At 65.0% G+C, this 12,979-nt stretch carries 11 protein-coding genes and 3 pseudogenes; 5 read left to right on the forward strand and 9 right to left on the reverse strand.

What is annotated here, in order from left to right:
- Positions 1-19 precede the first annotated feature (19 nt).
- Entirely contained in the window at positions 20-1,162 is a 1,143-nt protein-coding gene (locus Pla175_RS10605) for a hypothetical protein (protein WP_197527410.1), read from the reverse strand.
- Between the two features lie 213 nt (positions 1,163-1,375).
- A complete protein-coding gene (locus Pla175_RS10610) occupies positions 1,376-2,284 on the reverse strand; it encodes a protein-tyrosine phosphatase family protein (RefSeq protein WP_145284026.1) in 909 nt (302 codons plus the stop codon).
- Positions 2,285-3,068: 784 nt separating this feature from the next.
- On the opposite strand from Pla175_RS10610, the gene Pla175_RS10615 reads away from it, so the two are divergent.
- From Pla175_RS10615 to Pla175_RS10625, 4 genes and pseudogenes are all read left to right on the forward strand, one after another.
- A complete protein-coding gene (locus Pla175_RS10615; protein ID WP_145284029.1) occupies positions 3,069-3,581 on the forward strand; it encodes a hypothetical protein in 513 nt (170 codons plus the stop codon).
- 569 nt (positions 3,582-4,150) lie between these two features.
- Positions 4,151-4,357 (forward strand): annotated as a pseudogene (locus tag Pla175_RS26485) (type II secretion system protein); the annotation flags it as partial.
- An 87-nt stretch (positions 4,358-4,444) separates the two neighbouring features.
- Positions 4,445-4,603: pseudogene (locus tag Pla175_RS26490) on the forward strand (H-X9-DG-CTERM domain-containing protein); the annotation flags it as partial.
- A 63-nt stretch (positions 4,604-4,666) separates the two neighbouring features.
- Positions 4,667-5,101 (forward strand): carboxypeptidase regulatory-like domain-containing protein, encoded by a 435-nt coding sequence (locus tag Pla175_RS10625; RefSeq protein WP_145284032.1) that lies wholly within the window; start codon positions 4,667-4,669, stop codon positions 5,099-5,101.
- A 117-nt stretch (positions 5,102-5,218) separates the two neighbouring features.
- On the opposite strand, the gene Pla175_RS10630 is transcribed toward Pla175_RS10625, so the two are convergent.
- From Pla175_RS10630 to Pla175_RS10655, 7 genes and pseudogenes are all read right to left on the reverse strand, one after another.
- Complete coding sequence (locus tag Pla175_RS10630; RefSeq protein WP_145284035.1) at positions 5,219-5,551, reverse strand: hypothetical protein; 333 nt, start codon at positions 5,549-5,551, stop codon at positions 5,219-5,221.
- A 218-nt stretch (positions 5,552-5,769) separates the two neighbouring features.
- Positions 5,770-6,237, reverse strand: coding sequence for a DUF1559 family PulG-like putative transporter (locus tag Pla175_RS10635; protein ID WP_197527411.1), 468 nt, complete (start codon positions 6,235-6,237; stop codon positions 5,770-5,772).
- A gap of 16 nt (positions 6,238-6,253) precedes the next feature.
- Entirely contained in the window at positions 6,254-7,678 is a 1,425-nt protein-coding gene (gene tnpC, locus Pla175_RS10640) for an IS66 family transposase (RefSeq protein ID WP_197527412.1), read from the reverse strand.
- A gap of 464 nt (positions 7,679-8,142) precedes the next feature.
- Positions 8,143-8,865, reverse strand: a complete 723-nt coding sequence (locus Pla175_RS26755; protein WP_315851511.1) for an alpha-L-fucosidase — start codon at positions 8,863-8,865, stop codon at positions 8,143-8,145.
- Entirely contained in the window at positions 8,777-9,529 is a 753-nt protein-coding gene (locus tag Pla175_RS26760) for an alpha-L-fucosidase (RefSeq protein WP_261342813.1), read from the reverse strand. Before Pla175_RS26760 ends, Pla175_RS26755 begins: the two co-directional genes overlap by 89 nt.
- Before the next feature lie 32 nt (positions 9,530-9,561).
- Entirely contained in the window at positions 9,562-10,947 is a 1,386-nt protein-coding gene (locus tag Pla175_RS10650) for a sulfatase-like hydrolase/transferase (protein WP_145284045.1), read from the reverse strand.
- A 33-nt stretch (positions 10,948-10,980) separates the two neighbouring features.
- A pseudogene (locus Pla175_RS10655) lies at positions 10,981-11,748 on the reverse strand (putative glycoside hydrolase); the annotation flags it as partial.
- A 99-nt stretch (positions 11,749-11,847) separates the two neighbouring features.
- On the opposite strand from Pla175_RS10655, the gene Pla175_RS10660 reads away from it, so the two are divergent.
- Entirely contained in the window at positions 11,848-12,978 is a 1,131-nt protein-coding gene (locus Pla175_RS10660) for an ISAs1 family transposase (RefSeq protein WP_145284051.1), read from the forward strand.
- Position 12,979: the final 1 nt, after the last annotated feature.

The following is a 12,979-nucleotide window of genomic DNA, read 5'->3' on the forward strand; positions in this document are numbered from 1 at the left end:
TTTCGCTCAAGGGACCGCTTTATCGTAGCCCCCCGGTCGCGGGGCCGACCAGGGGCGAGCGGAACGCCGGCTGGCCTAGCGAGGGAGCCGGGTCGCGGCCGGCAACCGACGTGCGACCCGGGCCCTCGGGCGTTTCGATCAGCATGCTGATAAGCGTCTCGGGAGCAACTCCTTCGGGCGACGCAAGCTCTGCGTACCGTGCGATCCGGCGGTTGTAGTCTTTGGCGATCTGGACGAACGCCCGCCGGTTGAGCGCCATGAGCTGCATCGCCTGCAGGATCCCGTCCGCGGAGTTGCTGTCCTGGCGGGCGACGCGAAGCGTCCACTGCTCGGCCCGTCCCACGGCCGCCGCGGCGGTCTCTAGCTCGGCGCTCCGCAGCGGGATCAGCCGGTCGAGCTGCGCGGCTTCGTTGCTGCTGCGGCCGCCGAAAATCTGTTGGTAGCGGGTGGCGTAGCGCCCGCAAAACGGCGGGTCGCTGGGGAGCGGCTTGTCGGGGCGCCCCATCAGGTCGGCCAGACGCAACTGCGAAGCAACGGCCGCCTTGAGGCTTGTGTCGAGACGGCTCGCCATCAGTTGCTCTGCGTCTCGGATCGCGGCGTTTCCGGGGGCCACGCCCTGGCGGAGCTTGCCCAGTTCCTTCTGCTCGCGGAGCCCCAGGTAGTAGTCGGCCACAGAAGAGCAGAGGTCCCAGTAGGCGTCGATCCGCAGCGAACGAGCGTCCTTGGTCCGCGCCGTACGAACCGCCTCGGCGAGGCTGATGCTCACGCCGGTTAGCTGCGACTCGCTCGGCGGGATCATCATCTCGCCCATCAGCTTGGTGGGGCCGAGGTCGGTGGTCTGCGGGCCGCCGCCGTTGTTGGCGGGCGGTGACGCGGGGCCGTTGCTCGTCGCCGCAACGTTCGTACGCGGCCCGGGCGACTGCCCGTACATCGACGGGGGGGGCTGCAGCGCGGCCGCCGGCGCGGTCGCCGGCGGTTGCCCGCCGGCCATCGGCGCGGGGGGCTGGTCTCGGGTCAGGACGTTGGCCGAGGGCTGTCCGGCCGGATTGGCGCGCGGGGGTTGCCCGCCGTAGCGGCTTTCGGCGGACGGCTGCTGGAGCGGTTGGACGGGCGCGCCGGCGCCGTACCGGTCGTCTGCTCCCAGGGCCAAGCCCGAAGACATCGCTATCCATGCCGCCGTCGCTGCCCAATGAGCACGCATCATGCGAGCCTCCCTCTCCGTTTCTGCCTGACCCCGTGCGGAAATTACCATTGACCGCGCGTAGACTGCTCGTTTACCCATGTCGAGTCAATGCCATTTGCCAGCGGCCCCGGGGGGCCGTGCTAGCCAGGCCCAATCCGTCGCCAAGCCGCGGTTACTACGAGGTCCACGCGGTTAATTTCGGTACCGCAGGTGGCACTGTTGGCACTGGCTCTGCACCGCTTGAAACAACGCGTTGCGCTGGCGGTTCTCGCCGCTGGCGATCGCTGCTTCTAGGGCGACGACGCCCCGCTCGGCCTCGGCCATCCAGCGGGCGAACCGCGCGTCGTGCGGGTTGTCCTCGGCCACCAGACGGCCCGTCTCGTGCAGCCCCTCCCGCAGCAGCAACGCCTGCTGGCCGGCGTCGATATCGGGGTGGTCCGCCGGCGTCTTCCAACCGGCGGCCTGGCACAGCTTGAGGTTGTCGCTCGCACGATCGACCGCCGCCATCGCTGAGGCCAGCGAGCCCACCTCGGCTACCTCAACCAGCTCTGGCAGCCGGACGCCCGCAGCGGGGGGCTGAAAGGCCTTCACGTCGCGCCACAGCCCCGCGTAGCCCTTGCTGGTCCCGGCCCGCTCGAGCACGGCCAGCGCCGAGTCGCCGTCGGCCGCGCCCGACGCGATGCAAGCGATCGCCGCCGCGGCGGGCCCGCGGTGGGCGCCGTGGTGGCAGTGGAAGTAGATCGGCCCCTCGACGTCGCGCATCACCCGGGCAAGCGCCAGGCCGGCCTGGGGGTCGACGCCGTCGTAGCCGAACGGGATATGCACGTACCGGAGCCCCCGCTGCCGGGCCGCATCGACGTCGGGCCGGGCGCCATCGACGCTCACGATGGTCTTGATCCCCAAGCGGGCCAGCTCCTCGAAGGCCAGGTCGGATTCTGGTTCGGCGCCGCTGTAAACCCGGTCGGTCACCCGGATCAGGTTGTGCAGGTCCGGAAACTCGGTCCCATCCGGACCGGGGGGGAGCAGCTTGGGTGGGGCGGCCGGCTCCGCGTATGCCGCGTGGGGCGCCGTGGCGCCCCAGCCCAGCAGGCCGCCCAGCACAAGCGCCGCCGGCCAGCCCCGGGGGCTACGCGCAGGCCGCCCCTGGTTTTGTCCTTTTGTCCGGTCTCTAAAGAAGCAAAAATCGGACACAATCCCTCCGGCACATGCAATTGTCGCGGATTCTCTACCCTGGACGCCCCCTCCACCGAACGATTTGAACGTTTTGCGGCGGTAGCGGGGTCGTCGAGGGGACACTTCACGGGTCGATCGGACACTTAATGGACAAAAGTCGCGCACTCCCTTTCCGGCCCCCTTCCGGCGCGCACCCGCTGCAAGGGGCCGCCCTCCAAGCAGGAGGGCCCCGCTGTGCGGCCTTACAGACTGCCCAACATTATCGCGGATCGAGCGGCTATTTTCGAGCCGCTTCTGCACAGAATCTCCGAGTCCCCGATGTCGCGAAGCCGCCGTCTCAGCGGAACGTACGGATGGCCGCGAAGTGGGCCTAGAGTCCAGCCATCGACCGGCCTCCCACCTTGCTGCGGTAAGAAAATTCACCAAAGATCGCGGATCGACTTAGTAGTTGGGGGGCGCGGCAGCTACGGTCGGGGCCGAGACGGAAGTGAGCGAAGCACTCAACAAGAACGGCGGAGAGTCAACAGCGACAGGCACTTCCGCGCCGACCGAGCCTTGGGGAGGAAATTCGAACGTCATCACGGGATTGATCCTCGACCGGGCGCAGATCAACCTCGTGCGGGGCAGTGGTCAGTCTTCTCCGGCCCTTCCTACCCGAGTTTCACAACACTCTAGCTTTATCGACCCCGCTGAAAACGATCCTAACTCCCCCTTGTACATCACCAATGCTGTTCTCGGCATCAAGATGTTTCGGGTTGGGGTCACCGACATCACCGACGTCAATCTCGACGGCGTAACCAACGCCCTGGACAAAGCGATTGTGATGGCCAACCTCGGCGCCATGGCGGACCTGGATGGGCTCAACGGACCGACTTTCTTCGAGGGCGAGATTAATAATGACCTCCTCGTTAACGAACTCGACCTGGCGTTCTTCGGGACCCCCGGGGACTATAACGACGACGGCGCCGTTAACGCGGCCGACTACACCGTGTGGCGGGATAACTTGGGCGCCGCGAATGAAGATGCGCTCAACGGCAACGGCAGCGGCTCCGGCGGCGTTGACGCCGCGGACTACACGCTTTGGAAGAACGAGTTCGGCAATGGCGCCTCTGGCGCGCTGCAGGCCGCGAGCGTTCCGGAGCCCGGTGCGGCGCTGCTGAGCGTCTTAGCATTTGCGGCGCTCGCGGGCGGACGCGCACGGTCGCTTGCCGGCCGGCGTGGCTGATCCGTTGCGTTGCAGAGTCGCCCACGCTCGGGCGTAGACGCAGAGAGCTGGCCTCCGCGAAGGCCCCCCAGGCAGACGACGAAAGTCGTTCGTCGGGGGGCCAGCGGAGGTCTTTTTTTTGATAGGTCCCCCCCAGACCAGCTCAACCCCCGGCGCCACGGCGTGGCCAAGTTGCTGTGGGGCGGCTTGTGACCTGCGTTAGGCCGGTCCGCTTACCAGGTGGCCGGATCCGAAGCTGCGGTAGAATTGGTGGCGTCAGGCGCCACGTGCATGTCTTTGATGGGGCGCACAAGGCCTGCCCGAGGTGCCGCCGCGAGTGCCCACGGGCAACAGATCCCGGATCACGCCCGCCCCGCCCCGGCGCAGCAAACCCAACGCTGCAGCCGCCTGAGCAGCGGGCCCAAGGGCTGCGACCCAAGAAGCGGCCGTGGGTCGACCAGGGATTGACTCGCCCGGTTGCGGGGGGGTCTCATCGGGTGGGTTTTTCGCCCGGCGTTCCGGATGCGCGTCCCAGCGACGACTACCTGCCGCCGCGTCCGTTCCAATTTGTAAGTCTAGGAGTCTCAGGGATGCGCCAACACGACCCTCGTAGCGGCTTCACCCTCGTTGAGCTGTTGGTGGTAATCGCCATCATCGGCACCCTCGTCGCCCTGCTGCTCCCCGCGGTGTAAGCAGCCCGCGAGGCGGCGCGGCGCGCCCAGTGCGTCAACAATCTGAAGCAGATTGGCATTGCGCTGCTGAACTACGAGAACACGAACGGCCGCTTCCCCGCCGGCCGGCAGGGCTGCGACACGACCCCGCTCAATTTCCCGATCGGCCTCGACAGCGGCGCCGGGCTGCTGATCGCGGGCGGGGGGGCCGAGGCCAGCAACGGCGGCTTCGCCAGCAAGCACCCCGGTGGGGTGAACTTCCTGTTCGGCGATGGGCACATCTCGTTCCTCACCGACGGCGTCGACCACGTGACCTACCAGCAGCTCGCATCCCGCGACCGCGCCGAAGTCCTTACCGAATCCATCAACTAACGTCGGGGGCTTGGGATGAACGAGGCGTACGGGCCGGGCTCAGATTTTCAGAAAGGAGTCGTCGTGGATAACTTTCGGCGTCGGGGCGTCCCCGCGATGCTTCTCGGGATTGCGCTGTGCGGGCTCATCGGCTGCGGCGACGGCCGACCCGTTCGCGTGCCGGTTTCCGGCGTCGTGCTTATCGACGGCGCCCCGTTGACGCACGGCTCGATCTTGTTCTTCCCCGAGCAAGGGAGGCCGGGGGGCGGCGCAATCGGCGCCGATGGCACGTTTACGGCCTCCTGTTACGAGCCCGGAGACGGGCTGCCGCCGGGCAAATACCGGGTCCAGGTCAAGGCGACGGAGCCCATGGGCGAGGTCGCACAGCGATGGCACGCCCCGCAAAAGTACGCCAGCCCGTCGACCTCAGGGCTTGAGGTCGACGTCGACTCAGCGATCGACGACCTGAAGATCGAGCTGCAGTGGGACGGTGGAAAGCCGTTTGTCGAGCGGTTCTAGCCGTGGGCCGTCTGAGGTGGTGCGGATTCCACGGACAGGTCAGTCTCTTATTTTGAGCGGCTGAGGTGGGCATCGAACTGGGCGGGACGTCGGCCGCCGCAAGGCGGAAGCGGCGCGCTACAGGTTTTCGACCCAGGGCTGGTCGTGGTCGTCCCCCTCCCAGGTCAATTCGAGGTTGAGGTCGCTCGTGGGTTTGGTGATCTCAACGACCAGCTCGGAGGTCTTGTGGTCGGCGTACTTCTTGGGCGCGTACCACCGCTGAGAAGTGTTGCTGACCGGTTCGAGCGCACTTACGGCTACGGTGTAGCTGCCGGTTGTCAGGCCGTCGCCCTTCTCGTACATGCTGATGAAGAAGCTGCCGTCGGGTTCGATGCGGCCGCCGCCGATCCGGCCGCCGCCCACCGGCTTGAAACCGATGCTTCCGGTGGAAATCGGCTGGCCGTCGATCATCACAGTGCCCGCAACCTTGACCCTGGCTGGGCGTCCATCGCCGCAGCCAGCCGCACCCGTGACGGTGAGTGTGGTCAGCAGGGCCAACACCCCCCTAAATCGACGGCGGGGACGGCTCGGGCTCGGGAGGGAGTGCATAGACAGATTGCTTGTTTAACTGAGGTTGGGTGACGGATCCTTCACGTGCCGCTCTCAAGTGCCGCCATTAAATGCCGACATTAAATGCCGCTGTCGGCAATGACTTCTCCGCCGGCCCGGGTGGAAAGGGCTTCGTAGAGGTCTTGGTCGATCTGCTCGCTGATAAACGGCACGTGCCCGTCGGCAAACACGAAGAAGGCGCCCCCGGGGTGGCTGCTGCCAAACGCACCGTTGGTGCCCGTGTTGTTGTTGGCCCACATCACGAAGCCGGACGTCAAGTTCACCGGGTAGTTCAGCGGCGCGGTGGTGGTGCGTACGCTCGATGTGTAGCGGTTTGTCCATGCCCACGTGTTGAACTGATACTCGTTGTCGCTGTGGACCGTTTCACCGGCGAGCATCGTGGCGCTCGTGCCGTCGGTGATCTCACGCAGTTCTACCCGGTTGGCGTAGAAGAACACCCCGTCGCCCAGGTACTTGATCTCGGTGTTGTTAAGACACCGCCCATAAAACGTCGAGCCGGGGCAATTGTTCCTGGAGTAACCGTTCACGACCTGGTGAATTGATTCACGCCGCGGCGTATGCATTGGCGCTCTTTGCTGTCAGCAGTGAGGGTGCGGTCCTTCTTGCGAAGTGAGCCTGCATCGCTTCAACGAGGTACTCGTAGGCGCTGCGGTTCTGGAGTCGGCAGGTTTCCGAGACGCTCAGCATCCGCTCTAGGTAGCGGCTTCCCGAGGCGCTCTGCGTGCCGAAGCTGAGCTTGCGGTAGATCACGGCCGGGCGGAGCGCACGCTCGGCCGTATTATTGGTCGGCTCGACCCCTTCCACCTCCAGGGACGTCCACAAGTGCTCTTTGCGGGGCAGCAGCCCGTCGCAGAAGCCGACGAGCTGCTTGTTGCCGCTGTAGCTGCCGCGCAGCACGAGTCCGTTCACGCTGTCGCGGATCGGCGCTGCGTCGGCCTGAAAGGCGCGCCACTTGATCTTGCCGGCTTTGTAACGGTTCCAGAGCTTGAACAGCCGGACGTGCTCTCGCATCAGGTCGCGTCCCAGATGTTTGACTTGGCCGTTGGGCGAATCGATCAGATTCTGGATGTCGCGTTTCAGGTGGGCCCAGCACCACTGCAGCCGCTTGCCGTCGAGGTACATCTTGGCCCGATCGCAGTTCAGGATGATCCCCGAGTAGTCGCCCACCAGCGAGACGAGCGACTCACGCGATCGATTCCCGAAGACGCCAAACACGGCGAACGCCGGCGCCACGGCGACCCATAGCCACGCCTTCTGCTTGCTCTCTTTGGTGGGCGACTCATCGACGTAGAGCTGCTTCTGCTGGGTCAGCTTGCTGCGGAGCTCTTCGTACGGCGCAGCGACCGCGCCGCTCACCAGGTTCTGGATCTTGACGGTCCACGCCGGGCTGCAGGGGATGTTCAGCAGGTCCCCTAGGAACGCCGACGCGCGGCGCTTGCTCTGGCGGAAGTGTCCCATCAACAGCCCGGTGAAGGCCGCCAGCCGCGGCCCACACTGACCGCCCGGGACGCCCGGGGGCAACTCGGCGCGGGTCGTGATGCCGCAACCGGGGCAGTGGCCGCGGAAGAGTTGGTACTCGTCTATGGCCGGCTGGATGGGGGGCAGGTCCCACACTTGATGCCGTTTGGGCTCGGTCGCGTCGGGCCGCAGCCGCCCGCCACAGCGACGGCAGCCAGCCGGATAGCAGGCCATGACGCTGCGGCATTGTTCGCTCGGGACCAGCGCACGCAGATGCCGCTTGTGGCCCTTCTGCCCACCCTGCTTGCGCTTATTGCCCGGGCGTAGCGGAGGTTGGGGCTTCGCGTGTGGGTGCTCGCTGCTAGGCGGCAGCGAAGAGTTGCGCGGGGTGAGCTTCTGCACCTGAGCCGTCAGAGACGCGACCCGCTTTTCAAGCTCGTCAATCCGCTTCTCGTACCTGGCGACCAACACCTCGATAAAATCTCGCGCCGGCTCGGCTTCGGGCGGCAATTCGATACGTGGCTTCGGAACCCTCATCCGAGCATTGGGGCCGAAATCCAACGGCCATGTCCAGGTCATTTCCGAATCGCGTCACACCGGCCCGTGAACGGTTACCATTGGTTGGAGCTGCATGAGGTCCCTTCGAGGCAAGCCCCCCGCACAGCAGCGGCGATGCTTGGCGCCCGAAGGAACGGGATGAACGGATCCGCCACGCCTGTTTCCAAACGATCTGTAGAATCTAGCGGGACCTGTCGACCCGCGAGTCGAGCGCTAGCGCTTTCTACCAATCCGAGCGCGCCGGCGTCAATTTTCACGCGGCTGAGGCGGGGCCGGCGCCCGGGTGAGGCGCCGGTGACGTCAAGGTGACGCCCTTCATCACAGAAAGAAAGGGGGGAGTGGAAGGGTGGCGCACCCCTGCAGGGCGCCTACCACCCCGCGCCGCCGCGAGCCGGGCAGGTACTTCTTCCAGCTTGCTACCGCTTCCTGGCGATCTCGGTGTGCCTCTTGCTGCGCGTCGTGTACCAGTGGTGCTTCCCGTGCGCTTGTGGGTCTGCGGCCACGGGCGCATCGTACTGCACGGCGATTACGGTGTCTCGTGAGTCGGGCGCCGTCGCGGGCACTTCTATCTTCGTGACGTGGCCTTCTGCGTCATAAATCAACGGCAACGGCGTGCGCTTTGGGTCCGCCAGGAAGTAGGCCTTGGAGGGCTTGCCGACGACGCCATGGAACTCAATGCCTGCGGGCGCCCACTCCAGGACGTGCAGGTAGAGGGTGTTGTCTTTCTGGGTCATCGCTCCCCACCAGAAATCGAACTCCACCGGCGAGTACTGCGTCCCGTAGATCGACTCGCCGTTCACCTTCATCCATTCACCGACCTCGTTCAATCGCTCCCTTTCCTCGGGCAGAAAGGCGCCTTCCGGGGTCGGGCCCACGTTGAGCAGGAGGTTCACCCCCCGCGCGCTGCACAGCGCCAGAAACTCGATGATGTCCTTCGGGCTCTTCCAGTCCGCGTCGTTGCGGTCGTAGCCCCAGTTGTGACGCATCGTCATGCAAGTTTCGGTATCTTGCGTCATGCGCTTCGTGGGAAGCATCCGGTCTGGCAGCGATTCAAAGTCGGCGTACCTGCGCTGTTCCACCGGCACCCGGCGGCTGTAGAGGCGGCTGCAGATGACGGCATTCGGCTGCAACTCGCGCACCTTGCCGGTCGGCCTCGATCACGTTGTTGCCCCCCACGTCGAACCACAGGACGGCCATATCGCCATAGTTGGACAACAGCTCATCCAGGTTCTTCTCAACCAGCTCAAGGTACTCCTCGTTGCTCAAGACGCCCCCCGGCGAACGATGGCGCCAGTCCTTGAACTGCGAGTAGTAGACTCCGAAGCGGAGCCCCTGCGTCTCGCACTGCTCCGCGAGCTCCTTGATGATGTCGCGCTTGAACGGCGTGGCGTCCATCACGTTGAAGTCCGTCGCCTCGGTGTCGAACAGGCAAAAGCCGTCATGGTGCTTGGAGGTGATGACCATGTACTTCATGCCGGCGCCCTTGGCGATGGACACCCACTCCGCGGCGTCAAAATTCGTGGGGTTAAACTTCGGCGCCAGGGTATCACGGTACTCCTCCTTGGAGATCTTGGCGCTCCGCATCAGCCATTCCGCGCTGGCGCCCCCCTGTTCCTTGCCGTAATCCACACCCTTCCATTCCCCGCCGGCGACCGAATAGAGGCCCCAGTAGATGAACATCCCGAAGCGAGCGTCCCGCCACCACTCCATGTGGGCGTCGTCCGTCGACTCGGAACACGCCACCGAGGGCGTGAGCGCCAGCAGCACAAGCAGGGTGCAGAGAAGTCTGTTCTTCGTCTTCATAGTGAAATCGCGAGGTGTTTGCATTCCGGTCTTTAGTAATTGAGCGTCCCGCCTTTTCCGGGGGGCTGCTTCTCGCTCTCCCACCACTGATTGGGGCCTTCTGACTTGATGTCCGCCCAGAGCTTGAGGAGGGTCTTTTTCATCTCTTCGGTTCTCTCGGGCATCTGTTGGGCCAGATCGTTCTTTTCCTGCCAGTCCTTTTGGACCTCGTAGAGCTGGAACTTGGTGAGCGTCTCGTCGCCGACGATCTTCCAGTCGCCGATGCGCATGGCGACTCGTTCGTTCGGCCCGGAGACATGCGTGCGCCAGAACATGGGGACATTGCGCTCGACCGGCTCTCCCGACAAGGCGGGGACCATGCTCACCCCGTCGATCGTGCGGTCGGTCGGCAGCGGCAGGCCGGTGATGTCGAGCGCCGTGGCAAAGACGTCGGAGCCGATCACCGGCACGTCGCTGACGGAGCCCGGCGGGACCCGGCCCGGCCAGTGCGCCAGCCCGGGCACCCGGACGCCGCCTTCGTATTCGCTGCGCTTGTTGCCGCGCAGGCCGCCGGAGGAGCCCCCAAACGCGGGGACGGGGCCGTTGTCCGAAGTGAAGAACACGAGCGTATTGTCGCTGACCCCTAGATCGTCCAGCGCGTCCAGCACCATGCCCAGCCCGTTGTCCATCTGGGTGATGTTGCCCATGTACTTGCTGTTCTGGCGCCCCTGGTAGAGCGCTTCGAAACGCGGATCGGTGGCGATCTTGGCGTGCGGCTCATGAAACCAAACGGTCAGGGCGAACGGCTTTTTCGGATCGTGGATCTTCTTGAGCCATTGCACCGCTTCCCCCGCCACGATCTGGGCGGAGTAGCCCTCGGTCGGCCCGACCGGCTGGCCGTTGCGGACAAAGTTTTCGGGGTTCTTGTGGCTGGGCTCGGCGTTGTTCTGGGTGAACATCCAGTAGTCGTAGCCGTGTTGGTCCGGCTGGGGATACGCCGGGTTGTTGAACTGTTGCCGTGAGAGCAGGTGCCACTTGCCGACGTGGCAGGTCTCGTAGCCGATGTCCTTCAGCAGCTCCGGGTAGGTGATTTCACTGGCGCGAAGGTGGGCCTCGTGTCTCCCGGACAGATGACGGTAGACGCCGTTGCGGTAGGGCGTGCGACCGGTCAAGATCGCCGACCGCGAGGGCGAACAGACCCCGCAGGCGGAGTAGCACTGGGTCAGCTTGACCCCCTGAGCCGCCAGCCGATCCATGTTAGGCGTCTGGATCAGCTTGTTTCCGAAGGTTGCTGAATCGCCCCAGCCCATGTCGTCAGCCACCACCACGACAATATTGGGCCTCTCTTTAGCCTGCTGAGTGGGGGGCTCGGTTTCTGCATGCGCAGTGAACCCACACAGCAGCGCCGCCGCAAACGCTAGCTCTTGTGCCCTTTTCATTCTGATCTCTTGGAGCGCGTAAGTGGGATGAGGCTATCTTGCTGGGGTGGTCTTCTTGTCCGGGCGTTTCCAGGCGATGGACGAGGTCTTTGCTTCTAGGTCTACATCGACGCTGCAGTGCTCAAAATCGCGGTGGTAGGCGTAGCCGGCCTTGGCGGCCTTGCCCAGCGGCTTGCCGATCTCTTGAGCAAAGTCGTCGGACCAGTAAATGAGGGAGTCGTCGGCGGCGTAGGAGTTCTTGGCGCCCCCCCAGCTATAGAACGAGTAGTCGTTGGCGATGATCAGGTAGCAGGCGAGTGAGAAGTCGTGGGTGGCGCCAAAGGCGCCGTCCCCCGCGCCGCGGCAAAGAATGTATTTGTCGGGGGGGATGGCCAATAGCTCGTCCATGAGCTTCACGCCCTCATCGGCGGTCTCAACCGAGGACCGAAAGAAGGCTTCGCAGAAGACGCCGTCTGCATGAGCGAGCGTGCTCGCCCCGGCTGCGCACTTGCTGGAGGACTGCACGCGGTAGCCGTTGTAGATAACGAAACTAGACAGCCGCTCCAGGCAGCTCTCGACGTTCTCCAATTGCCCGCGGGCGTTGGCGCCCGGGGCGCCGTCGCCGAAGACGCCGTTCAGGGCGCTGTCGTGGACCAACCGGTCGGCCGTGTCGGCCCACCAGTTGCGGGCGGCGCTGTTGGCGTAGGTCCAGCGAACGGTTCCTTCCCGGACCTCCTCTACCCAGCCCGGGTGTTCTGCCACCGCATCCCGGATGGTGGTGTAGAACCGGCTGTACGCTGTGTTGGTGCTCCAGCCACGGCGATTGCGCCAAGCTAGGCAATATGCGACCCTCTAGGCAAGCCGGCGTTTGGAATGGCAGCAGGTGTTGCCTGGCGGCCGGCGGGACCTGGAGGGATGGGCATGGGCGCCAAGGCGAGCGTGCGGATTGCGGAGCATTTCGAGGGCCTCACCGACCCGCGTCGGCGTGAGGTGACCTACCCGCTGGTGAACATCGTGGCGATGGCGTTGTGCGCGGTGCTGAGCGGGGCGGACGACTTCGTGGCGATCGCCGACTGGTCGCGGGAGAAGAAGGATTGGCTGGCGAGATTCTTGGACATGAGCAGTGGGGTCCCCTCGCACGACCGCTTCAACGCGGTCTTCGCGGCGATCAAGCCGGCGGAGTTCGAGAAGTGCCTGCTGAGCTTCATCACGGCGTTGCACGAGGTGACCGAAGGGCAGGTGATCGCGATCGACGGCAAGACCTTACGGAGGAGCTTCGACGCGGCGAGCAGCAAGGCGCCGATCCACATGGTCAGCGCGTGGGCGTCGGCCAATCACATCGCGCTGGGGCAGGTGGTCACCGACGCGAAGAGCAACGAGATCACGGCCATTCCCAAGCTGCTGGATATCCTAGAAATCCAGGGGTGTTTGGTGACGATCGATGCGATGGGCTGCCAGCGGGAGATCGCCGAGCAGATCGTCGTGGGAGGGGGGGACTACGTGCTGGCGGTCAAGGGGAACCAGCCCAAGCTGCACACAGCGATCAAGGGCTTCTTCGCCGCCCACCTCGAAGACGATTGCAGCGGCATCGATTGCCGCCGCTCCGAGTCGTACGAGAAGGGGCACGGCCGGCAGGACGATCGCTACTACTACTTAGCGAAGCTTCCGGACGGGTTCGACGAGGGGAGCAAGTGGCGCGGGCTCAAGGCGATCGGCCTGGCGTGCCGCATCACGACCCACGCCGACGGAACGCAGACGCACGACACCCGCTACTACATCGCCAGCCGCTACCTCAGCGGCCAAAAGTTCGCCGACGCGGTCCGTGGCCACTGGGCGATCGAGAACGCGTTGCACTGGCAACTAGACGTCACCTTCGGCGAAGACCAATGCCGCATCCGCAAAGGCCACGCCGACGCCAACTTCAGCCTGCTGCGCAGGACAGCGCTGAGCCTGCTCAAGAACAACACCTCACGCAAGCTGGGCGTCAAGAACAAACGCCTCGCGGCCGCATGGAGCGACCAGTATCGGCTGGAAGTCCTGTGCGGGAGGTGAG

Origin of the sequence: Pirellulimonas nuda (assembly GCF_007750855.1) — a bacterium.
Classification (GTDB): Bacteria; Planctomycetota; Planctomycetia; order Pirellulales; family Lacipirellulaceae; genus Pirellulimonas; species Pirellulimonas nuda.

Excerpts from the sequence above, each read along its gene's own strand:
- Pla175_RS10650 (WP_145284045.1), bottom strand. The coding sequence starts at position 10,947 with ATGAAAAGGGCACAAGAGCTAGCGTTTGCGGCGGCGCTGCTGTGTGGG.
- Pla175_RS10605 (WP_197527410.1), bottom strand. The coding sequence starts at position 1,162 with ATGTCTTCGGGCTTGGCCCTGGGAGCAGACGACCGGTACGGCGCCGGC.
- Pla175_RS26760 (WP_261342813.1), bottom strand. The coding sequence starts at position 9,529 with ATGAAGACGAAGAACAGACTTCTCTGCACCCTGCTTGTGCTGCTGGCG.
- Pla175_RS10630 (WP_145284035.1), bottom strand. The coding sequence starts at position 5,551 with ATGATCGACGGCCAGCCGATTTCCACCGGAAGCATCGGTTTCAAGCCG.
- Pla175_RS10660 (WP_145284051.1), top strand. The coding sequence starts at position 11,848 with ATGGGCGCCAAGGCGAGCGTGCGGATTGCGGAGCATTTCGAGGGCCTC.